Source organism: Bradyrhizobium sp. WSM4873 (genome assembly GCF_055811355.1).
In genome coordinates this window covers 344,042-370,986 of the sequence record NZ_JBVVPS010000002.1, presented here as the reverse complement: position 1 = coordinate 370,986, position 26,945 = coordinate 344,042, and the positions used below count along the sequence as shown (strand labels likewise).

Genomic DNA, 26,945 nt, shown 5'->3' with positions numbered 1-26,945 from the left:
ACGCGGCATCGGCGGCTTTCCAACGGATTACGCGACTGCGGCAACGCCTTGATCTGGCTGCACAGTTTCTGGACAGCGAAGCTGGCCTTGTCTAAAAGCGCTTTGACCCGCAGATATCAGCCCAAACTCGCGGTTTGGATGGCTGGAAGGCGGGTGCAAGCACACCCGATTGGATGAACATGAGCGGCGTCAACGAGATCAGGTCGACCTTTCTGAACTTCTTTGCCGAGAACGGCCACGAGATCGTGTCGTCCTCGCCATTGGTGCCGCGCAACGATCCGACGTTGATGTTCACCAATGCCGGCATGGTGCAGTTCAAGAACGTCTTCACCGGCGTCGAGAAGCGGCCCTATCAGCGCGCCACCACGTCGCAGAAATGCGTTCGCGCCGGCGGCAAGCACAACGACCTCGATAATGTCGGTTACACCGCGCGCCATCTCACCTTCTTCGAGATGCTCGGCAACTTCTCGTTCGGCGACTATTTCAAGGAGCGCGCGATCGAGCTGGCCTGGACGCTGATCACGAAGGAGTTCGGGCTCAAGAAGGACAAGCTGCTCGTCACTGTCTACCACACCGACGACGAGGCGGCCGGGCTGTGGAAGAAGATCGCGGGCTTTTCCGAGGACCGCATCATCCGCATCCCGACCTCGGACAATTTCTGGGCGATGGGCGACACCGGCCCGTGCGGTCCGTGCTCGGAGATCTTCATCGATCGCGGCGAGCACATCTGGGGCGGCCCTCCGGGCTCCCCGGAGGAGGATGGCGACCGCTTCCTCGAATTCTGGAATCTGGTGTTCATGCAGTACGAGCAGGTGACGAAGGAGGAGCGCGTGGATCTGCCGCGTCCCTCGATCGACACCGGCATGGGCCTTGAGCGCATGGCCTGCATCATGCAGGGCGTCGACAGCGTGTTCGAGACCGATCTGTTCCGTCATTTGATCGACGCGACCGCGTCGGCTCTCGGAAGCGGACCGGACGAGAAGACCGTGGCCTCGTTCCGCGTCATCGCCGACCATCTGCGTTCGTCGGCCTTCCTCGTCGCCGACGGCGTGCTGCCCTCGAACGAGGGCCGCGGCTATGTGCTGCGCCGGATCATGCGCCGTGCGATGCGCCATGCGCAGCTGCTCGGTGCCAAAGAGCCGCTGATGCATCGCCTGGTCTGGGCGCTGGTGCGCGAGATGGGCCAGGCCTATCCGGATTTGATGCGCGCGGAAAATCTGATCGAGGAAACGCTGCGGCTGGAAGAGACGCGCTTCCGCAAGACGCTGACGCGCGGCCTCGCCATTCTCGACGAGAAGAGTGCTTCCTTGAAAAAGGGCGACATGTTCGACGGCGACGTCGCCTTCACGCTGTACGACACCTACGGCTTCCCGCTCGATTTGACGCAGGACGCGCTGAAGTCGCGCGGCATCAGCGTCGACCAGGCCTCGTTCACCGATGCGATGGAGCGTCAGAAGGCCAAGGCGCGCGAATCCTGGAAGGGGTCTGGCGAAGCTGCTTCCGAGGCGATCTGGTTCCCGCTGCGTGAGAAGCTCGGCGCAACCGAATTCCTGGGTTACGAGACCGAGAGCGCCGAAGGCGTGGTGACCGCGCTGGTCAAGGACGGCAAGGAAGTCGCGAGCCTCAAGGCCGGCGACACCGGCGCGATCGTGCTGAACCAGACGCCGTTCTACGCGGAGTCCGGCGGCCAGGTCGGCGACACCGGCGTATTGACCGGCGAGGGGGGCATCAAGTTCCGCGTCACCGATACGCAGAAGAAGCTCGGCGATTTCTTTGTTCACGTCGGCACGGTCGAGAGCGGCGAGCTGAAGCTCGGCACCGCGCTGCAGCTCGAAGTGGACCACGGCAGGCGCTTTTCGATCCGCGCGCATCACTCGGCGACCCATCTCATCCACGAGGCGCTGCGCCAGGTGCTCGGCGACCACATTGCCCAGCGCGGCTCGATGGTCGCGCCGGACCGTTTGCGTTTCGACTTCGTGCATCCGAAGCCGATCACGGCTGAAGAACTCGCGCGCGTCGAGGACATCGCCAACGACGTGGTGCTGGAGAATGACGAGGTCTCGACCCGCGTCATGGGTGTGGACGAGGCCCGCGAGGCCGGCGCGCGTGCGCTGTTCGGCGAGAAATATGGCGACGAGGTTCGCGTCGTCTCGATGGGCCGGACCGCGCGCGAGCGCGGCGCCAACGCGCTCGGCTGGTCGGTCGAACTGTGCGGCGGCACCCATGTCAGGCGCACCGGCGACATCGGGCTGATCACGCTGACGGGCGAGAGCGCGGTGGCTTCGGGCGTGCGCCGGATCGAGGCGCTGACCGGCAACTACGCGCGCAAACATGCCAACGACACCATGGCGCTGGCGAAGACCGCGGCCCACGAACTGCGCACCTCGATCGACGACGTCCCGGCGCGCATTGCCGCGCTGATGGAGGAGCGCAAGAAGCTCGAGCGCGAGCTCTCCGACGCCCGCAAGAAGCTGGCGATGGGCGGCGGTGCAGCTTCGAGCAACGGCGCAGCCTCCGGCGTGCGCGAGGTTGGCGACGTCAAGCTGATGGCGCGCGCGGTCGAGGGCATCGAGATGAAGGATCTCAAGAGCCTTGCCGACGACGGCAAGAAGCAGATCGGCTCCGGCGTCGTCGCCATCGTCGGCGTCACCGAGGATGGCAAGGCCGGCGTCGTGGTTGGCGTCACCGCGGACCTCACCTCGCGTTTCAATGCAGTTAATCTGGTGAAGGTCGCCTCCGAGGCGCTCGGCGGCAAGGGCGGCGGCGGCCGTCCCGACATGGCCCAGGCCGGCGGCCCTGATGGTGCGAATGCGGCCGCGGCGCTCACGGCGATCGAAAAAGCCATGACTGAACAAAAATCGACCGGCGCGTAGGCAGGTGCGCCCCGTTCCGCGAGGACGTGGCTCAACCGATCCCGATCTGAGGGATCGCCTCTACGAATTGTTGGAGCACGATCCGCTGGCCTACTCGGTCGGATCGCGCTTCATCCAGCTGATCATCGGCGTCATCGTGCTCGACGTCGCCGCGATGATCCTTGCCTCGGTGCCGGAGCTGGATGCGCAATTCGGCGCGCTGTTCGCGGGCATCTCCATCCTCTCCGTGATCGTGTTCGCGCTGGAATATGCCGGGCGGCTGTGGACGGTGGCGGGCCATACCCAGCGCACGGCGTCCGCGCTGTCCGACCGGCTCAGCTATGTCTTCTCCGCACTCGGCATCATCGATCTCCTCGCGTTCCTGCCTGCCGCGGTCGTGCTGGCCACGGGCCGGCACGCGACGCTGGCAGCGCTCGGCGTGCTGCCGTTCTTCAAGCTGGTGCGCTATTCGCCCGCGATGCGCTCGCTGCTCGCGGCCGTGCACGCGGAGCGGCGGGCGCTGATCGGCTGCATCGTCATCCTGATCGGCGCGGTGCTGACGTTTGCCTCGCTACTCTACGCCATCGAGCGCGACGTGCAGCCGGACAAGCTCGGCACCATCCCGCAGGCGATGTGGTGGGCGATCGTGACGCTCGGCACCGTCGGTTACGGCGACGTCGTGCCGGTGACGGCGCTCGGAAAGTTCATCTCCGTCTTCACCATCATCAGCGGATTTGCCATGATCGCGCTGCCGGTCGCGATCATCTCGACGGCCTTTGCGGAAGAGGTGAAGCGGCGCGACTTCGTGGTCACCTGGAGCATGCTGGCGCGCGTGCCGCTGTTCTCGCATCTCAGCGCATCCGAGATCGCCGACATCATGCGGCTGCTGCGGGCGCGCACGATCGAGCAGGGCGAAATATTGGTGCGGCGGGGCGATGCGGCTTCGTCGATGTACTTCATCACCGCCGGCGAGGTCGAGATCGCGCTGCCGAACCAGCAGGTGCGGCTCGCGGATGGCACCTTCTTCGGCGAGATCGCGCTGCTGCACAAAACAAAACGCAGCGGCACGGTGACGGCGACGCGCAAGACCCGGCTGCTGGTGCTCGACGCCCAGGATTTTCACGCCCTGATCGAACGCATGCCGACGCTCGCCGCGCACGTCCACAAGACGGCGAAGGCGCGGCTGGAGGGGAGCGGCGATCTTGCGGTGGCGGAGCTGGCGCAGGCGGAGCGCGACGGCACCGACCGCTGAGGGCTCAGCCTTTCTTCAGAAAGACGTACACCGCCGAGTAGGGTGCGCTCTTGAACTCGCCAGCCTTCTCGCAGGCGCCGTCGAGCTTGCCGCCGTTGGTGCTGATGCGCTGGACCGTTGTGACGGGCGTGAGAACGCCACTGCCGCGATGCGCTGTCACCTCCAGCTTCAGCCAAGGGATGTCGGCCGCGGTGGCACCCGGCGCGTTGCCGATCGCCTTTCCGACGACGGCGCTGCCGTCGGCATATTCCCAGTTCGGCCCGGCATAGTGGCGACCGACCGTCTTGCCTTCGGACAGAAGCGTCGCGATCGGCTCGCGAAAGGTCCAGGCCAGCTTACCGTCGGCGGCCGCCTTGCATTCATAGACCTGAGCACCTTCAGCGTTCAGGACCGTGACGAGTTGCTCGCCCGGAGCTCGGATGGTCTCCGGCAGGCTGAGCTTCAGTTGTCCGCGTGGGGCCTCGGCCGCTTCGGGCTCTGCAGCTGCGGCGGGTGCTGCCATCGCAGCGAGCAGCAACAGGCAGGGGACGGCAAGCTTCATCGACATGGTCGCATCTCCGCGAAAGGCCCCAAAAAGAACGGGCCGCGCTTGCGGCGCGGCCCCTGATGATGTCCGGCCCAGTCGGGCGAAATTGCGGACGGCTTACGCCGCCAGCGCCTTGCCCAGATTCTCGGCGACCTTGTCGAGGAAGCCGGTGGTCGAGAGCCAGCGCTGGTCGGCGCCGACCAGAAGCGCGAGGTCCTTGGTCATGTAGCCTTCCTCGACGGTGTCGACGCAGACCTTCTCCAGGGTGTTCGCGAACTTGGCGAGCTCGGCATTGTTGTCGAGCTTGGCGCGGTGCGACAGGCCGCGGGTCCAGGCGAAGATCGACGCGATCGAGTTGGTCGAGGTCTCCTTGCCCTTCTGGTGCTCGCGATAGTGGCGGGTCACCGTGCCGTGGGCGGCTTCGGCTTCCACCGTCTTGCCGTCGGGGGTGAGGAGAACCGAGGTCATCAGGCCGAGCGAGCCGTAGCCCTGCGCCACCGTGTCGGACTGCACGTCGCCGTCGTAGTTCTTGCAGGCCCAGACGTAGCCGCCGGACCATTTCAGCGCCGATGCGACCATGTCGTCGATCAGGCGGTGCTCGTAGGTCAGGCCCTTGGCGTCGAATTCCTTCTTGAACTCGCGCTCGTAGATGTCCTGGAAGATGTCCTTGAAGCGACCGTCATAGATCTTCATGATCGTGTTCTTGGTCGAGAGATAGACCGGGTAGTTGCGCAGCAGGCCGTAGTTCAACGACGCGCGGGCGAAGTCGATGATGGAATCGTCGAGATTGTACATCTGCATCGCGACGCCGGCGCCCGGGGTCTTGAACACTTCACGCTCGATCACGGTGCCGTCCTCGCCGACGAACTTCATCGTCAGCGTACCCTTGCCCGGGAACTTGATGTCGGTGGCGCGATACTGGTCGCCATAGGCGTGGCGGCCGATGATGATCGGCTTGGTCCAGCCGGGAACCAGGCGCGGCACGTTCTTGCAGATGATCGGCTCGCGGAAGATCACGCCGCCGAGGATGTTGCGGATGGTGCCGTTCGGCGACTTCCACATCTGCTTGAGATTGAACTCCTTCACCCGGGCCTCGTCCGGAGTGATGGTGGCGCACTTGACGCCGACGCCGACCTTCTTGATGGCCTCGGCGGCGTCGATCGTCACCTGATCGTTGGTGTGGTCGCGGTACTCCATTCCCAGGTCGAAATATTGCAGCTCGACATCCAGGAACGGGTTGATCAGCTTGTCCTTGATGTACTGCCAGATGATCCGAGTCATCTCGTCGCCATCGAGTTCGACGACGGGGTTGGACACCTTGATTTTTGCCATGATCGGGGAAGCCTCTTGTGAACGGCGCTTTTGGCGCGCCACGGGAATATCCGCCGCCTCTTAGCACCGGGACGCGGCCGGCGAAAGCCAAGGGATTATGCACTTTTAGCTCATCCAGCCTCCGCAGATGGGGGGCGGGAGCAGCCGCGCCGCGGGGGCCGGGGTGAAGTTTCACGCGAGATTCAAAAGTCGAATCCAACCCGTTATTTCTCTTGAGAATTTCGTCAGGACAGGCAAACGACAGGCGAACGGGCAGCCGGCCCGAGAGCAGGTCAAGACCGGGTCGAGACCAGGTCAGGACCGGCCTTGAATCAAATCCTAAGAGCGCCTGTCCAAGGCCTTGAGAACCAGTGTGAAAGCGAAGCGAGATGTCGGGGACTGACAAGAGCAAGGCGGGCCTTTCCCTCGACGGTCCCATCGTCATCCTGGTCGAGCCGCAGCTTGGCGAAAACATCGGCATGGCCGCGCGCGCCATGGGCAATCTTGCACTTTCCGCGCTGCGCATCGTCAACCCCCGCGACGGCTGGCCGAACATCGCCGCCCAGCGCGCGGCCGCGGGCGCCGACCATATTCTGGAAAAGGTCGAATTGTTCGACACGGTCGGTGAGGCCGTCGCCGACCTCGACCTGCTGTTCGCCACCACGGCGCGCCCCCACGACCAGGCCAAGCCGGTGGTGGGGCCGGAAGCCGCAGCTAGCGAGATTTCAGGGCACGTCGCGGCGGGCGGCAAGGCCGGTATCCTGTTCGGCCGGGAGCGCTGGGGCCTCACCAACGAGGAGGTCGGGCTCGCCAACCGCATCATCACCTTCCCGGTCAATCCGGGCTTTGCCTCGCTCAACCTCGCCCAGGCCGTGCTCTTGGTCGGCTACGAATGGTTCAAGCGGGCGACCTCCGGCGAGCTGCCGCACGCCATGCCGGAGCGCTCCGAGCGCGCCTCGCAGCACCAGATGCAGGCGTTCTTCGACAATCTGATCCGCGAGCTCGATCGCGTCGAATTTCTGCGCCCGGCCGAGAAGCGCGACACCATGCTGGTGAACCTGCGCAACATCTTCAGCCGGATGGAGCCGACCAAGCAGGACATGCACACTCTCCACGGGGTGGTGATGGCGATCGCAGAAGGACGGAAAGGCCCGGCCAAGGGCGGCGTGCTCGACGGCGAGCAGGCCACGCGGCTGCGTGCGCTTTTGGCCGAGCACGGGCAGGGCGGCGGCGTGCCCGACAGTGGCTCCACCGTACGCGGCCTCGCCCGCCTGCTCCGCCGCAACCCGACCGATGCCGAGCGCCTGCTGTGGCAGGCCCTAACCCGTGATCGCCGCTTCGCAGGCGGGTTCAAGCGCCAGACCCCTGTGGGGCGGCACATCCCGGACTTCGTTTCGTTCCCGCACCGGATCGCGATCGAGCTGGTGAACGCGGGGGAGGGGGAGACCATCGCGGCGGACCGTGCGGGACGGCGGATGTGGCTCGAGGCGCGGGATTATCGGGTGATCGAGATGCGGGCGGCGGATGTGGAGCGGGATCTTGAGGCGGAGCTGGTGCGGCTGCAGGGGATGATCGAGCAAAGCGTGTAGCTCTCGTAGCGTGGGCAAAGCGAAGCGTGCCCACCACCATGTGCTCGAGAGCTGAGACAGGAGTGGTGGGCACGGCGCTACGCGCCTTTGCCCACCTACGAGACCGTCATCCACGCCCGCGCTGCACGTCGCGGTCGACCGCGATCCACGTCGCCTTCGCGACCGCCAGCAACCTCCCGGCTTCATCGTGCGCGGCTGCTTCGGCGGTGCGTTTGCGGCCGTCGCGGCCCGTGGGCCAGGCCGTGATGACGCAGCGGTCGCCGGCACGCGGGCGGGCTTCGATCCGAACCGACATGCGGCCCAGCAGCAGCGGCGTCCGGTCGAAGCTGCCGGTCTGCTGATCGCAATTGCAGGCAAAGCCGGTGGGACAATCGAGCGCGGACCAGAGGAATTCGGGGGCGACGAGACCGTCTTCGGCGGCGAGATTTGGATCGGGCGTCCAGCTCGCTGCGAGAACGGCGTTGTGACCACGGAGCGAGCCGGCAAAAATGCGCAGGCCGTCTCTCTTCGCCCTCGCGGGACCGCAGACGAAACATGTCGGCAGCGGATGCTCGTGCGGCTTCACCGGCGTCAACAATTCGGCCGCGCACGCCTCCTCGACGCTGGCTGTTTCCACGCGCGCAAGCTCGACGCTTGCCGGCCGCCCGGTCGCGACGATCTTGCCGCCGTCGCGAAGCTCCCATGTACCGTCGTTCGTCGCGACCGCATCGAGCGGCGTGTCCAGCGGCGGCGGTGCGCGCAGCGTGATCTCCGCGGCGCCGGGAATGTGGCGGGCCAACCGGCCGCAGACATAGCCGCCGTTGCCGGAGTTCGGAGGACCGCAAAAGCGTTTGTCGATGATGATCTGTGTCATCGGTTTTGTTCTCTTTTCCCCGTGCACTTTACCTGATCTTGAGGACAATTCGCCCCTGAACCGTTCGGTTGGCCACGGCACGCATGGCTTCGCCGGCCTCCTCCAAAGGGAGGACGCGATCAATGTGCGGGCGGATTTTTCCGCCGGCCAGCAATTGCATCAGCGTGGCGTTCATACGCGCGGCTTCCGCGGAAAATTTCTCCGCCCAGGCGCCGACGAAGATGCCGAGGATGGAATAGTTCTTCAACAGCGGCAGGTTCATCGGGAGCTGGGGAATCTCGCCGCTGGTGAAGCCGATCGGCATCAGCCGTCCGCCCCACTTCATCGAGCGGGCCATCTGCTCGAATATCGCGCCACCGACATTGTCGAAGCCGATGTCGATGCCTTCGCCGCCGGTGATCGCCTTGATCCGGCCGCGCAGATCTTCGCTGCGATAGTTGACGATTTCGCTAGCGCCATAACTCTCCACCAAGGCCGCCTTGTCGTCGGAGCCGATACCGGCGACGACGCGCAGGCCCAGATGGCGGCCGAGATCGACCACGGCAAGGCCAACTCCGCCAGCAGCGCCGGTGACGAACAGCGTTTCGCCGCGCTGCGCCCCGGCGCGCTCGACCAGCGCATAATAGGCCGTGCCGTAATTGTGCAGGACCGTCGCCGCGGCTTCGAACGCGACGCTTTCAGGCAGACGCACGCACTTCGAGTCCTTCGCTATCATCCGTTCGGCGTAGCCGCCGGTCCAGGCGGTGCACGCCACGCGGTCGCCCGGCCGGAATGCCGTGACCTCGTCACCGATTGCGACGACGACACCGGATGCTTCCGTGCCGGGCACGAAGGGCGTCGGCGGCCGCATCTGGTAGAGGCCCGAGACCACCAACTGGTCCATGAAACTGACCGAAGCCGCATGGACTTCGATCAGAACCTCGTCGCCGGCCGGTTTCGGCTCGTCGATCTCGCCGAGGCGCAAATCGCCAGGTCCGGTGAACGAGCTGCATAGAATCGCTTTCATCGGGGCGCTCCGAAAAGACGCGGCAGCAGCATGGGAACGCGTCGGCGATAGTCCTGGTAGGTCGCGCCGAACTCGGCGATCAGGTCGCGCTCCTCGAACTGAAGTGCGGCCAGGATGTAGGCGGTGTTGGCGAGCGCAAACAGAAGGTGGCCAACGGTCATCTCGGGCGTGGCCCAGAACGCGAGCAGAAAACCGAGCATGATGGGATGGCGCACGAGCTTGTAGAGCAGCGGCGTCCTGAACGATTGACCTGGTATCTCGCTCCCGCGGAACGCGATGAAGGCCTGGCGGAGGCCGAACAGATCGAAATGATCGATCATGTGGGTCGAGGCGAACGCGATCACCCAGCCAAGCCAATGCACGCCGATCAGCAACCAGGCCGCTATCCCGCTCGTTTGCCAGACCGGCGTCGGAATCGGGCGCCACTGCCAGAACAGCAGCAGCAGAATCAGGCTGGAGAGCAGCACGTAGGTGCTGCGCTGGCAGGCGAGGGGAAGGAATTTGGCCGACCATCGTTTGAAAGCCGGCCGCGCCATGACGCTGTGCTGGATTGCAAACAGGCTCATCAGCAGCAGGTTGACGACGATGGCCACGCTCAGGTCCGTCGGGCTGCCGACGCCGATCGGCATGTCGATCGACTTATCAATCGACATATCTATCGATTTGGGCACGACATAATTGCCGACGAAACCGAGCGCATAGAGAAAGGAGACCGTGAAGATGACGTAGCTCACGATGGCGTAGAGCAGGATCAGGAGGCGCGAGATCATGTTTTTTCCTATTGTGCCTGATGCAGCCGTGCCGCATGCAGGAGTCTGAATGGCTCGCCGGCGAGCAGGCTCGATCTGCCCCGATTGCTATTGCTGGACCGTCCCCTGTGCGTCCCCCGGGGGCGCCGCGAGGGGAGGGAGGACTTTCATGACGGCTTTCTCGCTGGGGACGTTCGGGTTCCCTGAGGTCCACGCCGACGGCCACCCGATCAAATTGGCCCTACGCAAGGGACTCGCGCTGCTGGTCTATCTCGCGGAGGCCAAGAGCGCCGTGGCCCGCGAAATCGTGGCCACGCTGCTGTGGCCTGAAACTGACCGCGAGACTGGGCTTGCGCGATTGCGGCGGCTGCTTCACCGCATCGAGCTGACGCTCGGTCAGCAGGTGTTCGAGACCGATCGGACCAGTCTGCGATGGTCTCCGGCAGTCGCCTTGAGCGTCGATGCACATCTGTTCGAGAGCGCCTGCGATCGCGGTGACTTTGACGAGGCCTGCCGGATTTATCGGGGAGATTTCCTCGCAGGCTTCTCGCCGGAGGATTGTCCGGAATTCGACGATTGGGCGTTCTTTCGCCGCGAGGCGCTGCGGGGACGGCTGATGCACGCGCTGGAGCGCCTGGTGCAGGACAAAACCGCCGCCGGCGACTACTTTTCCGCGGCCACGCATGCGACCCGTCTGGTCGAGCTCGATCCTTTGAGCGAGGTCTACGGCCGGCATCTGATCCGCAGCCTGCTGCTGGCGGGTGACCGCAGCGCGGCAGAGCGGCACCACGCCGCGCTGACGCAGCGGCTGCGTGACGAACTCGGTGTTACGCCCGAAGCGGATACCGAGGCGCTAATGAGTCCTGCGGCGGCAGCCGACGTTCCAGCGACGCGCTATGTCAAGGGCGCCGGTGTGCATCTGGCGTATCAGACCTATGGCAGCGGTCCGCTCGATATCCTGGTCATGCCCGGCTTCGTGTCGCATGTGGAACGCGCCTGGGAGCATCCCGCGAGCCGGACGTTTCTGGCCTCACTGATGAAGCTTGGGCGCCTGATCGTGTTCGATCGTCGCGGCATCGGGTTGTCCGACCGGGTTGGATCTGCGCCCGGCATCGACGTCACCGCGCAGGATATCGGCACGGTGCTCTGCGCGACCGGCTCGCGCCGCGTCGTGCTGTTCGGCGCATCCGAGTGCGGGCCAGCCTGCATCAAATTTGCGGTCGATGAACCGCGTCTCGTGGCCGGACTCATCCTGTTCGGTGCATTGGCCAAGGGCTGCTGGTCGCCGGACTATCCGCACGCGTTGCGCGCCAGCCAGTACGACGCCTGGAGCAAGCGCCTCATTGCGCAATGGGGAGGTCCGGTGGAGATTGAAACCTTCGCGCCCAGCCTTGCCGGCGATCCCCAGGCTCGCGCCTGGTGGGCCGGGCTATTACGCGCGGCCTCCAGTCCCGGCGGCATCTCGGCGGTGCTCGAGGCGTTTCGCGACGCCGACGTGCGGCAGCTTTTGCCGCGGATTGCCATGCCGACACTGGTGCTGCATCGTCGGGACGACAAGGCCGTACGGATTGCGGCCGGCCGCGATGTGGCGAGCCGGATCGAAGGTGCGCAATTCGTCGAGCTCGACGGCAATGATCACTGGTTCTTTGCAGGTGATCAGGGACCGGTGCTGGCGGCGATCAGGCGGTTTACCGCTGATCTGCGGGGACGCAATTCGTAGGGTGGGCAAAGCGAAGCGTGCCCACCATCTCTATCAATAAGGCCGAGGGAGTTTGGTGGGCACGGCGCTTTGCGCCTTTGCCCACCCTACGAGATCTACGAGGTCGGCGACCTACACCGCCTCGAGTTGATCCGCCGCGCGCTTCTTCTTTGCCTTGGACTGGCTGAGCAGGGGACCTGCCGTCAGCGCTGCCGTATCCGCCACGCCCGGATCGCGCGACACCATCGCGGCGACGATCGCGCCGTCGATCAACAGGCCGAGCTGATGTGCGAGCACGACGGGCTCGTTCGATCCGAGCTCGCCGACGAGCTTCTCGATGTGGCCGAGCACGATCTTCTTGTGCTTCATCGCAATGTTGCGGAACTGCTTGGCGTCCTTGTCGTGCTCTCCGACGGCGTTGATGAAGGGGCATCCGTAGAAGCGCTCTTCCGCAAACCAGCTCTTGAGGGCCGGGAAGATGCGCGTGAGTTTGGCTTGCGCGTCGCCGCCGCCTTCTTCCATGGCCCCGATGAACCATTCGCGCCACTGCTTGCCTTCGCTCTCCAGCACCGCGTTGACGAGATTGGTCTTGGAGCCGAACAATTTATAGAGCGTGGTCTTCGCGGTGCCGGCTTCCGCGATGATCGCGTCGATGCCGGTGGCGTTGATGCCGTTCTTGCAGAACAGATGCGTGGCGGCGTTGAGCAGGCGCCCGCGCGCGGACTCGTCCTCGCTGGTGCCGCCGTGCGGCGAATGAGACTTCTTCCTTGACGTCTTGTTCAGTGAGGGCTTGGCCATGAGTCCAAACTTACCCGCAGCCGCGCCGCATCAGCAAGCCGCATCTGTTCGCGCTGAAAAGATTCGCACGGGAAAGCCCGTCTGCATCGCCTTTGAGCAGACGGCCGCTGATCAATCCGCAGGCAGCGTTCGCTAAGCGGCTCCAATGCTTCGCCTTTTGATTTTGTCCGGCTCTGGCACGCTCCATGCAAGGAAACAGACCGTTCGGTATCCTACCGATTTCCACTTCTGCCAGGGAGAAGATGATGACTGCCGTCGTTCAAAAGACAGTGCTGACGGGTTGCCTCGCGCCCATCAACAAGAATGGCCTCGAGCAACTGATCGCCAACGGCAAGGCCAATCCGAAGGTCATCAAGACCTTGAAGTGCAAGACGGTCGCGGAAGGAAAATTCCGTCACGCCAACTACATCCGCAGTCTGCCGCCCTACATCGTCGACGAGCCGCCGGGCCTTTTGGGTGACGACACTGCGCCGAATCCGTCCGAGGCCTCGCTCGCCGCGCTCGGCTCCTGCCTTGCCGTCGGCCTGCACGCCAACGCCGTGCATCGCGGCTGGATCGTCAACAAGCTCGAGCTCGAACTCGAGGGCGATCTCAACATCACCGCGGTCTGGGGCACCGGCGATGTCTCCGACAAGCCGGTCGGCTTCACCGACGTGCGCGTTAAGGTCGACATGGAATGTGAGGGGATCTCGCCGGACGAGATCAATGCGCTGGTCGCCCATGTCAAGCAATGGTCGCCCGTCGCCAACACCTTCACCCGCCCGGTCAATCTCGAGGTCGGCATCTGAGCTGACGGCAACAGGACAAGGTGCGGGAGACGATCATGGGTTCACTGGCTTTATCACGGACCGAGGTTTTGGATCAGCCCGCACCGTCCATTGCAGGCGAGGTGGCGCGAATTGCGCGGGAGCAGCTCGCGCCGCTCGCCGCCGGCATCGATGCCGGCACGATGTATCCTGCCGCGGTGTTGCGCCAATTCGGCGACGTCGGCGCCTGGGGCAGTCACGTGCCGCACGAAGGGCCTGCCGATCTGCGCTGTGCGATCCACGCGATGGCGGCGATCGGCGAGGTCTGCGGCAGCACCGCCTTTATGGCGTGGTGCCAAAACACGCTGGTCTGGTACGCCGCCAACTCCACCAACATGAAGCTGGCCAAGCGCTTCGGCGATGGGTTCTCGACCGGTCGCGTGCTCGGCGGCACCGGGCTCTCCAATCCGATGAAGAGCTTTTTCGGCATCGAGAAGCTGAAGCTGAAAGGGCGCAAGGTCGAAGGCGGCTACATCGTGCGCGGCGCGCTGCCGTGGGTCTCCAATCTCGGCCCCGACCATTATTTCGGCACCATCTTCGAACGCGAGGACGAGCCGGGCACTGTCATGTTCCTCGCGGACTGTTCGGACCCCGCGATCTCGCTGGCGCCATGCAAGCCGTTTCTCGCCATGGACGGCACCGGCACTTACGGCGTGCAATTCCGCGACGCCTTCGTGCCGGACGAGCTGATCCTGGCCGATCCCGCCGGCCCCTTCGTGAAGAAGATCCGCGCCGGGTTCATCCTGCTGCAGGCCGGCATGGCGCTCGGGCTCATCAAGGACTGCATCAACATCATGGACGAGGTCGACAATCCCCTCGGCCACATCAACCGCTATTTGCCGCAACAGCCGGTGCATTTCCGCGATCTCGCCGCCGAACTCGAGACCGAGACCATGACGCTGGCGCGCGATCCCTACAATGAAGAGGAGACCTATTGGCGCAAGGTGATCGCGCTCAGGCTTCGTGCCGGCGAGGCCAGCGTCGCGGCGGCGCATGCGGCGATGCTGCATTGTGGCGCGCGCGGCTACCTCAAGTCCCACCGCGCGCAGCGCCGCCTGCGCGAGGCCTATTTCGTCGCGATCGTCACGCCTGCCACCAAGCAGCTGCGCAAGATGCTCGCCGATTCCTGAGTTCTACGAGCCCACCCACCATCCAACCTCAACGGAGAGGCTGCCAATGACGGACGTTCTGATCTCTGCCAGCGAACTTGCCGATCTCTTGAAGACCGAGCCCTGTGTCGTGATCGACACCCGCAACCCCGACGCCTATGGCGCCGGGCACCTGCCCAACGCCGTGAACGTGCATGAGATATTCACGTTTCTTGCGACATCGACGCCGGAAGGCATGAGCGAGCTGAAGACAAAATTCGCCGACGCCTTTGGCGACGCGGGCCTGTCCGGCAAGGAGACGGCCGTGATCTACGAGCAGTCGATGAACTCCGGCTTCGGCCAGTCCTGCCGCGGCTATTACCTGCTCACCATGCTCGGCTATCCCAAGATCAAGGTGCTGCATGGCGGCTTCGATGCCTGGGCGGCCGCGGGTCTTCCGGTCACGAAGGATGTGCCGGCGCCGGCGAAGGCGTCGTTCGGAATCGTGCCTGAAGCGGGCGATATCCTGATCGACGCCAAGACCATGCTTGGCGCAGTCGGCAAGCCCGGCGTCGCCATTCTCGACGTGCGCGACGTCGACGAATGGATCGGCGACAGCTCGTCTCCCTACGGGAAGGATTTCTGCCCGCGCAAGGGCCGCATCCCCGGCGCGGTGTGGCTGGAATGGTACCGCATGATGAAGCCGACCGCCGAGGGACCGCGCTTCAAGTCCAAGGACGAGATTTTGGCGGAATGCGCCACTGTCGGCATCTCGCCGTCCACACCGGTCTACCTCTATTGCTTCAAGGGGGCGCGCGCCTCGAACACGTTCCTGGCGCTCAAGAACGCCGGCGTGAAGGACGTGCGGATGTATTTCGGCTCCTGGAACGAATGGTCGCGCGATCCGTCACTGCCGATCGAGCAGGGATTGCCGATCGCATCGGAGGTCACGATCAAGGCGGCGTGATCGCTGCTAGCCGCCGGCCCGCGGACGGGGCGCGATTCCCAGCGCCTTGATCCGCGAGGCCAGCGTGGTCGGCTTGATATCCAGCATCTCGGCCGCGCCACCGGGGCCGAACACTTTTCCGGCGCAGCCCTCGAGCGCGGCCAGGATGTTGGCGCGCTCGTGGTCGCGCATTTCGGATGACGTCATCACAACGGGCCGTGCGTCAGCCTTCTGCCGCGCGGCGCCGGCTGGGGCCTGCGTGCCGGAGGAGTCGGGCAGATCGATCCGCAAACGGCCGTTCTGCGACAGGATCGCAGCGCGCTCGATCACGTTCTGTAGTTCGCGGACATTGCCCGGCCAGTCATAGCGGGTCAGCCGACGCGCATCGCCTTCCGACAGGCGCAGATTCGATTTCAGCGCCTTGCTCTCGCGGGTGAGGAAATGCTGGGCGAGCAGCGCAATGTCCTCGCGCCGTTCGCGCAGGGGCACCGTCTCGATCGGGAACACGTTGAGGCGGAAATAAAGGTCCTCGCGAAAACGGCCGCGCTGCACCTCCTGCTTGAGGTCGCGGTTGGTCGCGGCGATGACGCGGACATCGACCGCGCGGGTGCGCTCCTGGCCGACGCGCTCGAAATTGCCCTCCTGCAACACGCGCAGCAGCTTGCCTTGCAATTCGAGTGGAATCTCGCCGACCTCGTCGAGGAACAGCGTGCCGCCATCGGCGAGCTCGAACCGGCCGATGCGGTCGCGCGTGGCGCCGGTGAAGGCGCCGCGGACATGGCCGAAGAACTCGCTCTCGAACAATTCGCGCGGGATCGCGGCGCAGTTGACGCGGATCAGCGGCCGGTCGCTGCGGGTGGAATCCTCGTGGATGGCGCGTGCGATCAGCTCCTTGCCGGTGCCGGATTCTCCGGTGATCATCACCGCCGCGCTGGTCGGCGCCACCAGCTTGACCTGGCGCAGTGTCTTCTGGATCGCCTCGCTGCCGCCGATGATGCCGCGCGGATTGGTCTCGATGCGGATTTCTTCCTGGAGGTAGGCGTTTTCGAGCTCGAGCCGTTCGCGCAGGCGGTCGACCTCGGCGAGCGCGGCGTGCAGCTTCTCGTCCGCCTCGCGGCGCTGGCTGACGTCGCGAAACACCACGACGGCGCCGACCACCACGCCACGGTCGCGGATCGGCGTGGAGGTGTATTCGACCCAGGCCGGCGAGCCGTCCTTGCGCCAGAACACCTCGCCGTCGACCTGGTGCACGGCGCCGTCGCGGAACGCCGCGTAGATCGGGCAATCGTGGTTGTGATAGTGCCGCCCGTCATGGTGGGTGTGGTGCATGATGGGATGGATTTCCTTGCCGACCAGCTCCTCGGCCGTCCAGCCCAGCATCCGCTCGGCGGCGGGGTTCACGAAGGTGGTCTTTCCTTCCGCGTTGACGCCGTAAATGCCCTCGCCGGCGGCGCGCAGGATCAGCTGGTTCTCGCGCTCGATGTCCTGGAACACGCGCTCGACCCGCTGCCAGGTCGAGATGCCGCTGCGCATGTGGTCTTCGGCGGCGGCATCGACATTGCGGCGGCGGCGCGCTTCGAGATCGGTCAGGGTGAGCTGAACCAGCGTGCGCCCGTCATGGGGCAGGACGCTTCCCGCATATTCGAGCCGGAGATTTTGCCCGGTGGCATGGCGCGGGTTGAGCGCCGTGGTCCAGTAGGCGCCCTTGTGCAGCACGGCCTGGGTGAACACGGTCAGCGCCGGAAGCTCACCGGCATGCAGCGTGCTCGCCCTGGTCTGGCGCAGCAGCGCGCGGTCGTAGCCGAGCAGGGCGCAGGCGGCGGGATTGGCATCGACGATCTGGTCGCCGAAGGGATCGACCAGCAGCGTCGCTTCGACCGAGGATTCAAAGGCCGCGACGCGCGGATCGATGGTCGGGGCCACATCGTCGTGGGCGAGGATTGGCGTCGTTGCCATTACGAAATCTCGTCATTCAGCTACGAAATATCGTTTATCACGAATTTTCGTAATGACCAAGTGCGAGCGAAATTGCTGCGTCATCAAGGCACTGGCCGGCCTGAGGATGGTGGCATGCTCCTTGCGTAATTCTCCTCGCAAATGACGCGCAGGAGGTCCGATGTCCATTTTCGACAATCCGTTTGATCCCAATCGCAACCTGCGAGCCGGCTGTGCCTGTGGTCAGCATCAATCCGCGGCGGAGCATGAGCAGGCCACCGCGTTGCGCTGTGATCCCGTCGAGAGCGAGGAGAAACGCTACGAGGGCGTGGTCGCCTCTGCCGTGATGCGCGCGATGTTTCCGCAGGACGTTGCGCGGCGCGCATTCCTGAAGTCGGTCGGGGCCTCCACCGCGCTGGCCGCGCTGTCGCAGTTCTTCCCGCTTCAGACCGCCACCGAAGTCTTTGCACAAGCCGGCACGCCGGAAAAGAAGGACCTCAAGGTCGGCTTCATCCCGATCACCTGCGCGACGCCGATCATCATGGCGGCGCCGCTGGGCTTCTATGCCAAGCACGGCCTCAACGTCGACGTGGTCAAGACCGCCGGCTGGGCCGTGATCCGCGACAAGACCATCAACAAGGAATACGACGCCGCGCACATGCTGGCGCCGATGCCGCTCGCGATCTCGCTGGGCTTGGGTGCCAACGCGATTCCTTTTGCCGTGCCGGCGATCGAGAACATCAACGGGCAGGGCATCGTGCTGGCGAGCAAGCACAAGGACAAGCGCGACCCGAAAGACTGGAAGGGCATGAAGTTCGCCATTCCCTTCGACTATTCCATGCACAATTATCTGCTGCGCTACTATCTCGCCGAACACGGCATCGACCCCGACACCGACGTGCAACTGCGTTCGGTACCGCCGCCGGAAATGGTGGCAAACCTGCGCGCCGACAACATCGACGGCTTCCTCGCGCCCGACAACATCTGCCAGCGCGCGATCTATGACGGCGTCGGCTTCATGCATCTTTTGTCCAAGGAAATCTGGGACGGCCATCCCTGCTGCAGCTTCGCCGCCAGCCGCGAGTTCATCACCACGGCGCCGAACAGCTTTGCAGCGCTAACCCGCGCGATCGTCGATGCCACCGCCTATGCGTCGAAGGCGGAGAATCGCAAGCAGATCGCGGAAGCCATCGCGCCGGCGAACTACATCAACGCGCCGGTCACGGTGCTGGAGCAGGTCTTGACCGGCACCTATGCCGACGGCCTCGGCGGCGTGAAGACGGATGAAAAGCGCGTCGATTTCGATCCGTTCCCCTGGCAGTCCTTCGCGGTGTGGATGCTGACGCAGATGAAGCGCTGGGGCCAGATCAAAGGCGACGTCGACTACAAGGCGATCGCCGAGCAGGTCTATCTCGCCACCGACACCAGGAAGCTGATGACCGAGATGGGCCTGGCGCCGCCAGCCGGCAGCTACAAATCGTTCGCGGTGATGGGCAAGAGTTTCGATCCGGCCAAGCCGGAGGATTATCTGGCGGGCTTCAAGATCAGGAAGGCGTCGTGAGCGGCCGCGCTTTCTCAACGCCGTCGTCCCGGCGAAGGCCGGGACCCATACGCCGTGCTCTCGCGATGGGCCGCGCGGGCGGATATCCCGCACAACAAGCCAGCTCGGTGGTTATGGGTCCCGGCCTTCGCCGGGACGACGCGTGGAGAGGTTTTGCGCGATGACCACCGCCTCCCTCCGTCTCCGCGCCGGCCTGGTATCGATCGTGCTGCTCGTCGCGTTCCTCGGCGTCTGGCATCTCGCCGTGCGCTCGACGGCACCGGTGGCCACGATGAGCGCGGAATACGCCAAGCTGATGGGCCTGACCGCGACGCAGGGCAAATCCGCCATGCCCGGGCCGTTCGATGTCGGCGCAAAGCTCTGGGAGCATTTGAAGCGGCCGTTCTACGACAACGGGCCGAACGACAAGGGGCTCGGCATCCAGCTCGGTTATTCCATCGCGCGCGTCGGCACCGGCTATCTGCTTGCCGTGCTCGTCGCCATCCCGCTCGGCTTCCTGATCGGCATGTCGCCGCTGCTAAGCCAGGCGCTCGATCCCTTCATCCAGGTGCTGAAGCCGATCTCGCCACTGGCGTGGATGCCGCTCGCGCTCTACACCATCAAGGATTCCTCGATCTCGGCGATCTTCGTCATCTTCATCTGCTCGATCTGGCCGATGCTGCTCAACACCGTGTTCGGGGTCGCGAGCGTACGCAAGGAATGGATCAACGTCGCGCGAACGCTTGAGGTCGGAACGATCAGGCGCGCCTTCACCGTGATCCTCCCGGCAGCGGCGCCGACGATTTTGACCGGCATGCGCATCTCGATCGGGATCGCCTGGCTCGTGATCGTCGCGGCCGAAATGCTCGTCGGCGGCACCGGCATCGGCTATTTCGTGTGGAACGAGTGGAATAATTTGTCGATCACCAACGTCATCATCGCGATCCTGCTGATCGGGATCGTCGGCATGCTGCTCGACCAGATCCTCGCGCGCTTCACGCGCATGGTCACGTTTCCGGAGTAGGGCCGTTGACCGAAAAATTCATCTCCATCGAAGCAATCGCAAAGCGCTATCCGGGCGCGGACGGCGCGACAACTGCGGTCTTCGAGAATCTGTGGCTGTCGATGGCGCGCGGCGAGTTCGCTTGCGTGATCGGCCATTCCGGCTGCGGCAAGACCACGGTGCTCAACATCCTTGCCGGTCTCGACGCGCCGAGCGAGGGCGCGGTGATCGTCGACGGGCAGGCCATTTCAGGGACGAGCCTCGATCGCGCCGTGATCTTCCAGAGCCATGCGCTGCTGCCCTGGCGCACCGTGCTCGGCAACGTTGCCTACGCCGTGAGCTCGAAATGGCGGAGCTGGGATCGCGCCAAGGTGAAGGCGCATGCGCAGAAATTTATCGATCTCGTCGGCCTGACGGGTTCGGAACACAAGCGACCTTCCGAGCTTTCCGGCGGCATGAAGCAGCGCGTCGGCATCGCGCGTGCGCTCTCCATCACGCCAAAGATGATGCTGATGGACGAGCCGTTCTCGGCACTCGACGCGCTGACGCGCGGCACGCTGCAGGACGAGGTGCGGCGCATCTGTCTGGAGACCGGGCAGACCGCGTTCATGATCACCCATGACGTCGACGAAGCGATCTATCTCGCCGACAAGATTTTTCTGATGACCAATGGACCCGGCGCGGTGCTGGCGGAAGTGGTCGAGAACCCGTTGCCGCGGGATCGCGGCCGCACCGATTTGCACCGCCATCCGCTGTACTACGCGCTGCGCAACCACATCGTTGATTTCCTGGTGACGCGCAGCAAGACTTTCGCGGCCGAGACGCCCGGTCACGATCCGCGCAATGTGCCGGTGGTGCGTATCGGCAAGCCCGGACTGACCGTCGCGTCCGGTGGCGACGAGCAACGACAGACCTGGATACCCGGGACGAGTCCCGGGCTGACTGCTTGAAAAAGGAGACCCTGACATGAAACGCGAAGACCTCACCGAGAAGCTGCTCGACATCAAGCGCGAGAAGGGCTGGACCTGGAAATACATCTGCGAGCAGATCGGCGGTTATTCCGAGGTGCTGATAACAGGCGCGATCCTCGGCCAAATGAAATTGACCAAGCCGCAGGCCGCAAACGCCGCTGAGCTTTTCGGCCTGACGAAGGCCGAGACCACGATGCTGAACGAGACGCCGATGCGCGGCATGCCGATGCCGCCGACCGATCCCTTGATCTATCGTTTCTACGAGCTGGTCATGGTCAACGGTCCGGCCTGGAAGGCGCTGATCGAGGAGGAGTACGGCGACGGCATCATGTCGGCGATCGATTTCGACATGGTGATGGAGCGCCTGCCCAACCCGAAGGGCGACCGCGTCAAGATCACCATGAGCGGCAAATTCCTGCCGTACAAATATTATGGCGCCAGCGGCAACGTGCCGGAATACGGGTTCAAGGAGGGATAGCTTGTTGGCTCCGGGGGGCGCGTCCTCGACGTGCCCCCGGAATGACGCTTTCGCCTTATTTCCCGGCCTTCACCTCGGCCGCCGCCACCGCGATCAGCTCGTTCATCTTGGCGCGAATCGCGTGTTCGGTGACGGCGACGTTCTTGGCGGCGAAATCGCCCATGACCTTGCGCAGGACGTCGGCGTCGCCGGCTTCCTCGAAATCGGCCGCGACCACCTCCTTGGCATAGGCCGTGGCGGCATCGCCGGTAATCCCGAGCTTTTCGGCCGCCCACAGCCCGAGCAGGCGGTTGCGGCGGGCTTCCGCCTTGAATTTCTGCTCCTCGTCGAGGGCGAACTTCTTCTCGAAGCCTTCCTCGCGCTTGTCCAACGTGCTCATGCCTTTTCCAATTCCCTGCTGACTGGACCCGGCTGGCCCTCGTTGCGAGAGCCCCGGTGCATGCCTAGATAGGGGGCACGAATCGGCAAAACAACGAGCCGTTAAGCCGCAGGCAAGACGGTATAAGTTTGATGCCGGACGGCCGGATCGATTGTGCTGGGACAGCCAATCGGATAGGTTGCCTCAGGCTGGGTTCCCGTTCTGTTTCTAGGGGTTCCGGGCCGTTCACGGCAGCTCCGCTGTGGGTCGTAGTCTCGTCAACCGGAGCACACCAGATACATGGATTTCAACAAAACACGGTACATCCCCATGAGCCGTCGGCGTCGCATTTATGAAGGCAAGGCAAAGGTTCTTTACGAAGGTCCGGAGCCCGGTACCCTGATCCAGCACTTCAAGGATGACGCCACCGCGTTCAACGCGAAAAAGCATCAGGTGATCGAGGGCAAGGGTGTCCTCAACAACCGGATCTCGGAGTACCTGTTTCAGCACCTCAACGACATCGGGGTGCCGACCCACTTCATCCGCCGCCTCAACATGCGCGAGCAGTTGATTCGCGAAGTCGAGATCGTGCCGCTGGAAGTGGTGGTGCGGAACGTTGCCGCCGGCTCGCTGTCGCAGCGCCTCGGCATCGAGGAGGGCACGCAGCTGCCCCGTTCGATCATCGAGTTCTACTACAAGAACGACCAGCTCAACGACCCCATGGTGTCGGAAGAGCACATCACTGCTTTCGGCTGGGCGACGCCGCAGGAGATCGACGACATCATGGCGCTTGCCATCCGTGTCAACGACTTCCTCACCGGTCTCTTCCTCGGCATCGGCATCCGCCTCGTCGACTTCAAGATGGAGTGCGGCCGACTGTTCGAGAACGACATGATGCGGATCATCGTCGCCGACGAGATCTCGCCGGATAGCTGCCGCCTGTGGGACATCAAGTCGAACGAGAAGCTCGACAAGGACCGTTTCCGCAGGGATCTCGGTGGGCTGCTCGAGGCCTATACCGAAGTCGCCAAGCGTCTCGGCATTCTCATGGAGAACGAGCGTCCGGCGGGCTCAGGCCCGGTGCTGGTGAAGAGCTAAGAGGGATCTGACGTGAAGGCACGTGTTACCGTGACGTTGAAAACGGGCATCCTCGATCCGCAGGGCAAGGCGATCGAGGGTGCGTTGAAGTCGCTCGGCGTCGACGGCGTCGCCAGCGTCCGCCAGGGCAAGGTGTTCGACATCGAGCTCGCCGGCGCCGACAAGGCGAAGGCGGAGGCGGCGTTGAAGGACGCCGCCGACAAGCTCTTGGCGAACACCGTGATCGAGAATTATCGGGTCGAGCTGATCGGGTGAACGGGATGGCTCACAGCCATCCGACCCGACGAAAGCGCCAGTACAGCGCGCCGCACGCCGTCAGCATCACGCCGAGCAGCGTGTAATAGCCGTACTCCCAGTCCAGCTCCGGCATGTGCTTGAAGTTCATGCCGTAGATTCCGGCAAGCGCGGTCGGGATCGCGATGATCGCGAGCCAGGAGGCAAGCTTCTTGGAGACCGCCGTCTCCTGGGCCTGGCCGACCAGCAGGCTTGCTTCGAAGGCGAATGCCAGCACCTCGCGCATCGAATCGATCCGCTCCTGGATGTTCCTGACGTGGTCGGTGACGTCGCGGAACAGCGGCTGCATGGTCGCGCGCACCATCGCCAGCTCGTCATGCTCGAGCCGGCGGCAGACCTCGACCAGAGGGCCGATCGCGGTCCGGAGCCGCAAGAGGTCGCGGCGCAGCATGTAGAGCCGTTCGATCTGCGCCTTGCTGATCGCCTTGGAGAGCACGTCATCCTCGATGCTCTCGACCTCTTCGTGAATGCTCTCGAGCACGGGCGAGTAGTTATCGACGATGAAATCGAGGATGGCGTAGAGGATGTAGTCCTCGCCGCGCGCGAGCGCTCGCGGGCAGCTTTCGCAGCGTTCGCGCACCGGCGTGTAGGACGTCGAAGCGCCGTGCCGTACCGAGACCAGATAGCCTTCGCCGACGAAGATGTGCGTCTCGCCGAAGGCGATCCGGCCCTCGATCAGCTGCGCGGTCCGTGCCACGATGAAGAGGGCCTCACCATATTGCTCGATCTTCGGTCGCTGATGGGCGTGGTTGGCGTCCTCGATGGCGAGCTCGTGCAGGTCGAACTGCTTCTGCACCGCGCTGAGCAACGCCATGTCGGGTTCGTGCAGCCCGATCCAGACCACGTGGCCGGGTTTCGCCCGCCAGCTCGAGGCCTCGCTGATGGCGATATTGGCGACGCGCCGGCCGTCGACATAGGCGCCGGCGGCGATGACGCCCTCGGTGGACACCGGCTCGGAGAGGGATGCGGGCAGCGAGGGGACATTCATGGCTTTAATCCCGGGCGAATCGATCGGCCGAATGGCGGGCTATGGCCTGTGCACAACGCTCGCGGGCAAGGCTAGCACTGGTAAAATCCCCGTCAAATGGTTATGTCTGCTGCCGATTTGGCAGCCGTGCCAGCCCATTCAATCCTCGTTCGGAACCTCTGCCATGAAAGCCGCCATCCTCGTCTTTCCCGGAATCAACCGCGAGCGCGACATGGCGCGTGCCTTGAGGCTGATCTCGGGGAGCGAGCCCACAATGGTCTGGCATGCCGAGACGTCGCTGCCCGATGGCACCGACCTCGTGGTGGTGCCCGGCGGTTTCTCCTATGGCGATTATCTGCGCTGCGGCGCGATTGCGGCGCGGGCGCCGGTGATGGACGCGGTGCGCGACTACGCGGCCAAGGGCGGCCTCGTGCTCGGCGTCTGCAACGGATTTCAGATCCTCTGCGAATCCGGCCTCTTGCCCGGCGTCCTGATGCGCAATGCGCGGCTGAAATTCATCTGCCACGACGTGCATCTCCGCGTCGAGCGCTCCGACACGCCGTTCACGCGCGGCTACAATGCAGGGCAGGTGATCCGCGTGCCCATCGCGCATGGCGAGGGCAATTATGCGGCGGACGCGGAGACCATCAAGCGGCTCGAAGGCGAGGGGCGCGTGCTTTACCGCTATTGCTCGGCCGACGGCGCGATCGACGATGTCAGCAACATCAATGGCGCCGCGCAATCCATCGCCGGCATCGTCAACGACAAGGGCAACGTGCTCGGCATGATGCCGCATCCGGAAAACCACGTCGAAGACATCATGGGCTGCACCGACGGCCGCGGCCTGTTCGCCGGCCTCACCGCGCATCTGGAAAAAGCCGCGTGATTGCGTTCGTGCTGAAGCGGCTCTCGGCCGCTGTCGCCGTCGTTGCGTTCGCGACGGCCGCGTTCGCGCAGGATTTCCCCAAGCGTCCTGTCACGATGATCGTGCCGTTCGCGGCCGGCGGCACGTCCGACGTGATCGCGCGCACCGTTGCCGAGCAGATGGGCATCGCGCTCGGCCAGACCATCGTGATCGAGAACGTCGCCGGCGCCGGCGGCTCGACCGCACTGGCGCGCGCCTCCCGCGCCGAGCCTGACGGCTACACCATTGCGATCGGCAATGCCGGCACCAACGCCGCGACCTATACGATCTATCCCAAACTGCCGTTCACGCCGGACTCCTTCGTGCCGATTGCCATGGTGGCGAAAACGTTCGGCATCATCGCCGTGCGCAAGGATTTTCCGGCGAAGGATCTGAAGGAGTTCATCGCCTACGCCAAGGCGAACCCCGGGAAGATCAATCTCGGCCATGCCGGCGTCGGCTCTTCGAACTACCTGATCTGCAAGAGCTTCGTCACGGCCGCCGGCATCGACGCGACGCTGGTCGGCTATCGCGGCGCCGCGCCCGCGCTCACCGACGCCATCGGCGGCCAGATCGACGGCGTCTGCGATGCGGCAGCCTCGGTCTCGCAGTCGATCAACGAGAAGCTGGCGCGCGGGCTCGTGGTCGGCTCGACCGTGCGGCTCGCGACAGTGCCGGATCTGCCGACGTCGGCCGAAGCCGGCCTGCCCGAATTCGAAGCGCAGGGCTGGAATGGCCTGTTCGCGCCCAAGGGCACCCCGCCGGCGATCATCGCCAAGCTGAATGCCGCTGCGCGCACGGCGGTCGAAACCGACGCGGTGAAGAAGCGGTTCGCCGACCTCTCGACCGTGGCCCCCGATGCCGACGAGCACACGCCCGAGGTGCTGCAAAAGCTCGTGACGCGCGACGTCGAGAAGTACCGCAAGATGCTGGCGGACGACGCCAAGCCATAGCTAGCGCCGTTTCAGCCGTTCCGTCGGCACCGTCATCGCGGCGACGCCCGCCATGACCAGCACCAGTCCCAACGCCAGGTTCGAGGGCACGCTCTCGCCGAGCAGCATTACGGAGAGGCCGACGCCGATCGGGATGCGTAAATAGCCTTGTGCGTTCGTCGTCAGCGTGCCGAGCCTGCCGAGGCACATGTAGAACAGCATCAGCCCCAAGGCGCTGGAGACGATGCCCATGACGATGGTCGCCATGATCGCGGTCGGCGTCGGGTGCAGCGTCCATGGCTGGTCGATGATCAGCGAAGGCGGCAGCAGCACGAGGCCGCCGAACAGCAGCGAGCCGGCTGCCACCACCATGGGATCATATTCGGACAGCCGCAGCCCGAAGATGGTTGCGCAGGCGAACGAGATGGTGGCGAGCAGGATGGCGATCTCCGCCACAATCTCGCTGCCGAAGCCGCGCAGCGCATCCAAGCCCACGATGACGATGGTGCCGGCAAGGCCGAGAATCGCACCCAACAGCTTCAGCAGCGTTGCCGGCTCGTGACGCGTGATCAGCGAGGTGATCAGGAAGGCGAAGATCGGCGTGGTCGAGGCCAGCACCACCGTGTTCGACGCCGGCACATAGAGCTGCGACCAGGTGATGATCAAGAACGGAACGGTCGAGTTGATCAATTGCTGGACCGCGAACAGCTTCCAGGCCTTCGCGTCGGTCGGGATCCTGACGCCGCGCATCCACAGGATCGCGAACAGGAAGGCGGCCGCGATCAGCGAGCGCGCCGAGATGAAGGTCACGGGCGGGATCGTATCCAGCGCGAGCTTGGCCAGCGGATAGGTTGAACTCCAGCAGCAGGCCAGCGCGACCAGCAGCGCATAGTCGCGCCAGTTGCGCGCGCCGGCGGCGGGCATGGACGGCAATTGCGGGGCCGTGGCGCGAGTCGTCGGCGGTGTGCTCTGCGGCACCTTGGTGTTGCT

At 64.5% G+C, this 26,945-nt stretch carries 25 protein-coding genes; 15 read left to right on the top strand and 10 right to left on the bottom strand.

What is annotated here, in order from left to right; genetic code table 11:
* Positions 1 to 179 precede the first annotated feature (179 nt).
* Together alaS and AC0L21_RS05865 are read left to right on the top strand one after the other, a co-directional pair.
* Positions 180 to 2,873 (top strand): alanine--tRNA ligase, encoded by a 2,694-nt coding sequence (alaS, locus tag AC0L21_RS05870; protein WP_473259148.1) that lies wholly within the window; start codon positions 180 to 182, stop codon positions 2,871 to 2,873.
* A 4-nt stretch (positions 2,874 to 2,877) separates the two neighbouring features.
* Positions 2,878 to 4,104, top strand: coding sequence for a cyclic nucleotide-gated ion channel (locus AC0L21_RS05865; protein WP_473259146.1), 1,227 nt, complete (start codon positions 2,878 to 2,880; stop codon positions 4,102 to 4,104).
* Between the two features lie 4 nt (positions 4,105 to 4,108).
* Here the strand turns inward: AC0L21_RS05865 and AC0L21_RS05860 are convergent, their stop codons facing one another.
* Complete coding sequence (locus tag AC0L21_RS05860; RefSeq protein ID WP_473259144.1) at positions 4,109 to 4,651, bottom strand: DUF3455 domain-containing protein; 543 nt, start codon at positions 4,649 to 4,651, stop codon at positions 4,109 to 4,111.
* Positions 4,652 to 4,747: 96 nt separating this feature from the next.
* Positions 4,748 to 5,962, bottom strand: a complete 1,215-nt coding sequence (locus tag AC0L21_RS05855) for an NADP-dependent isocitrate dehydrogenase (RefSeq protein WP_473259142.1) — start codon at positions 5,960 to 5,962, stop codon at positions 4,748 to 4,750.
* Between the two features lie 368 nt (positions 5,963 to 6,330).
* On the opposite strand from AC0L21_RS05855, the gene AC0L21_RS05850 reads away from it, so the two are divergent.
* The gene (locus tag AC0L21_RS05850) at positions 6,331 to 7,530 is read left to right on the top strand and encodes a TrmJ/YjtD family RNA methyltransferase (RefSeq protein ID WP_473259140.1); all 1,200 of its coding nucleotides are present in this window, start codon (positions 6,331 to 6,333) and stop codon (positions 7,528 to 7,530) included.
* Positions 7,531 to 7,636: 106 nt separating this feature from the next.
* Here the strand turns inward: AC0L21_RS05850 and AC0L21_RS05845 are convergent, their stop codons facing one another.
* Genes AC0L21_RS05845 through mddA form a run of 3 tightly spaced genes read right to left on the bottom strand, consistent with a single transcriptional unit; the run spans position 7,637 to position 10,159 of the window.
* The gene (locus tag AC0L21_RS05845) at positions 7,637 to 8,383 is read right to left on the bottom strand and encodes a hotdog family protein (RefSeq protein WP_473259138.1); all 747 of its coding nucleotides are present in this window, start codon (positions 8,381 to 8,383) and stop codon (positions 7,637 to 7,639) included.
* 28 nt (positions 8,384 to 8,411) lie between these two features.
* Entirely contained in the window at positions 8,412 to 9,389 is a 978-nt protein-coding gene (locus AC0L21_RS05840; RefSeq protein WP_473259136.1) for an NADPH:quinone oxidoreductase family protein, read from the bottom strand.
* Positions 9,386 to 10,159 carry a methanethiol S-methyltransferase gene (gene mddA, locus AC0L21_RS05835; RefSeq protein ID WP_473259133.1) on the bottom strand — a complete coding sequence of 258 codons (774 nt, stop codon included), beginning with the start codon at positions 10,157 to 10,159 and terminating at the stop codon, positions 9,386 to 9,388. The genes AC0L21_RS05840 and mddA overlap by 4 nt, the downstream gene beginning before the upstream one ends.
* Before the next feature lie 148 nt (positions 10,160 to 10,307).
* Between mddA and AC0L21_RS05830 the strand changes: the two genes are divergently transcribed.
* Entirely contained in the window at positions 10,308 to 11,858 is a 1,551-nt protein-coding gene (locus tag AC0L21_RS05830) for a bifunctional AfsR/SARP family transcriptional regulator/alpha/beta hydrolase (protein WP_473259130.1), read from the top strand.
* 111 nt (positions 11,859 to 11,969) lie between these two features.
* On the opposite strand, the gene AC0L21_RS05825 is transcribed toward AC0L21_RS05830, so the two are convergent.
* Positions 11,970 to 12,635, bottom strand: coding sequence for a TetR/AcrR family transcriptional regulator (locus tag AC0L21_RS05825; RefSeq protein ID WP_473259128.1), 666 nt, complete (start codon positions 12,633 to 12,635; stop codon positions 11,970 to 11,972).
* A 245-nt stretch (positions 12,636 to 12,880) separates the two neighbouring features.
* Between AC0L21_RS05825 and AC0L21_RS05820 the strand changes: the two genes are divergently transcribed.
* The 3 genes from AC0L21_RS05820 to AC0L21_RS05810 are packed head-to-tail and all read left to right on the top strand — an operon-like array spanning position 12,881 to position 15,496.
* Complete coding sequence (locus AC0L21_RS05820; RefSeq protein WP_473259125.1) at positions 12,881 to 13,423, top strand: OsmC family protein; 543 nt, start codon at positions 12,881 to 12,883, stop codon at positions 13,421 to 13,423.
* Between the two features lie 35 nt (positions 13,424 to 13,458).
* The gene (locus tag AC0L21_RS05815; RefSeq protein ID WP_473259122.1) at positions 13,459 to 14,571 is read left to right on the top strand and encodes an acyl-CoA dehydrogenase family protein; all 1,113 of its coding nucleotides are present in this window, start codon (positions 13,459 to 13,461) and stop codon (positions 14,569 to 14,571) included.
* 46 nt (positions 14,572 to 14,617) lie between these two features.
* Positions 14,618 to 15,496, top strand: a complete 879-nt coding sequence (locus AC0L21_RS05810; protein ID WP_473259120.1) for a sulfurtransferase — start codon at positions 14,618 to 14,620, stop codon at positions 15,494 to 15,496.
* 6 nt (positions 15,497 to 15,502) lie between these two features.
* Here the strand turns inward: AC0L21_RS05810 and AC0L21_RS05805 are convergent, their stop codons facing one another.
* Positions 15,503 to 17,431, bottom strand: a complete 1,929-nt coding sequence (locus AC0L21_RS05805) for a sigma-54 interaction domain-containing protein (RefSeq protein WP_473259118.1) — start codon at positions 17,429 to 17,431, stop codon at positions 15,503 to 15,505.
* 160 nt (positions 17,432 to 17,591) lie between these two features.
* Here AC0L21_RS05805 and AC0L21_RS05800 point away from each other — a divergent pair, with 160 nt between their 5' ends.
* From AC0L21_RS05800 to cynS, 4 genes are all read left to right on the top strand, one after another.
* Complete coding sequence (locus AC0L21_RS05800) at positions 17,592 to 18,971, top strand: CmpA/NrtA family ABC transporter substrate-binding protein (protein WP_473259114.1); 1,380 nt, start codon at positions 17,592 to 17,594, stop codon at positions 18,969 to 18,971.
* A 160-nt stretch (positions 18,972 to 19,131) separates the two neighbouring features.
* The gene (gene ntrB, locus AC0L21_RS05795; RefSeq protein WP_473259112.1) at positions 19,132 to 19,974 is read left to right on the top strand and encodes a nitrate ABC transporter permease; all 843 of its coding nucleotides are present in this window, start codon (positions 19,132 to 19,134) and stop codon (positions 19,972 to 19,974) included.
* Positions 19,975 to 19,979: 5 nt separating this feature from the next.
* Complete coding sequence (locus AC0L21_RS05790; RefSeq protein ID WP_473259110.1) at positions 19,980 to 20,903, top strand: ABC transporter ATP-binding protein; 924 nt, start codon at positions 19,980 to 19,982, stop codon at positions 20,901 to 20,903.
* A 16-nt stretch (positions 20,904 to 20,919) separates the two neighbouring features.
* Complete coding sequence (cynS, locus tag AC0L21_RS05785; protein WP_007612142.1) at positions 20,920 to 21,402, top strand: cyanase; 483 nt, start codon at positions 20,920 to 20,922, stop codon at positions 21,400 to 21,402.
* A gap of 55 nt (positions 21,403 to 21,457) precedes the next feature.
* Here cynS and AC0L21_RS05780 read toward each other — a convergent pair whose 3' ends face one another.
* On the bottom strand, positions 21,458 to 21,781 hold the full coding sequence (locus AC0L21_RS05780; RefSeq protein WP_473259107.1) for a DUF1476 domain-containing protein: 324 nt from the start codon (positions 21,779 to 21,781) through the stop codon (positions 21,458 to 21,460).
* Positions 21,782 to 22,090: 309 nt separating this feature from the next.
* Here AC0L21_RS05780 and purC point away from each other — a divergent pair, with 309 nt between their 5' ends.
* On the top strand, positions 22,091 to 22,858 hold the full coding sequence (gene purC, locus AC0L21_RS05775; protein ID WP_171944915.1) for a phosphoribosylaminoimidazolesuccinocarboxamide synthase: 768 nt from the start codon (positions 22,091 to 22,093) through the stop codon (positions 22,856 to 22,858).
* A gap of 12 nt (positions 22,859 to 22,870) precedes the next feature.
* On the top strand, positions 22,871 to 23,113 hold the full coding sequence (purS, locus tag AC0L21_RS05770; protein WP_007602264.1) for a phosphoribosylformylglycinamidine synthase subunit PurS: 243 nt from the start codon (positions 22,871 to 22,873) through the stop codon (positions 23,111 to 23,113).
* Between the two features lie 10 nt (positions 23,114 to 23,123).
* On the opposite strand, the gene AC0L21_RS05765 is transcribed toward purS, so the two are convergent.
* A complete protein-coding gene (locus tag AC0L21_RS05765; RefSeq protein WP_018455523.1) occupies positions 23,124 to 24,140 on the bottom strand; it encodes a magnesium and cobalt transport protein CorA in 1,017 nt (338 codons plus the stop codon).
* Between the two features lie 163 nt (positions 24,141 to 24,303).
* On the opposite strand from AC0L21_RS05765, the gene purQ reads away from it, so the two are divergent.
* Together purQ and AC0L21_RS05755 are read left to right on the top strand one after the other, a co-directional pair.
* Positions 24,304 to 25,005, top strand: a complete 702-nt coding sequence (purQ, locus tag AC0L21_RS05760) for a phosphoribosylformylglycinamidine synthase subunit PurQ (RefSeq protein WP_473259103.1) — start codon at positions 24,304 to 24,306, stop codon at positions 25,003 to 25,005.
* Positions 25,002 to 25,976, top strand: coding sequence for a tripartite tricarboxylate transporter substrate binding protein BugD (locus tag AC0L21_RS05755; protein WP_473259101.1), 975 nt, complete (start codon positions 25,002 to 25,004; stop codon positions 25,974 to 25,976). Before purQ ends, AC0L21_RS05755 begins: the two co-directional genes overlap by 4 nt.
* On the opposite strand, the gene AC0L21_RS05750 is transcribed toward AC0L21_RS05755, so the two are convergent.
* Entirely contained in the window at positions 25,977 to 26,933 is a 957-nt protein-coding gene (locus AC0L21_RS05750) for a DMT family transporter (RefSeq protein WP_473259099.1), read from the bottom strand.
* Positions 26,934 to 26,945: the final 12 nt, after the last annotated feature.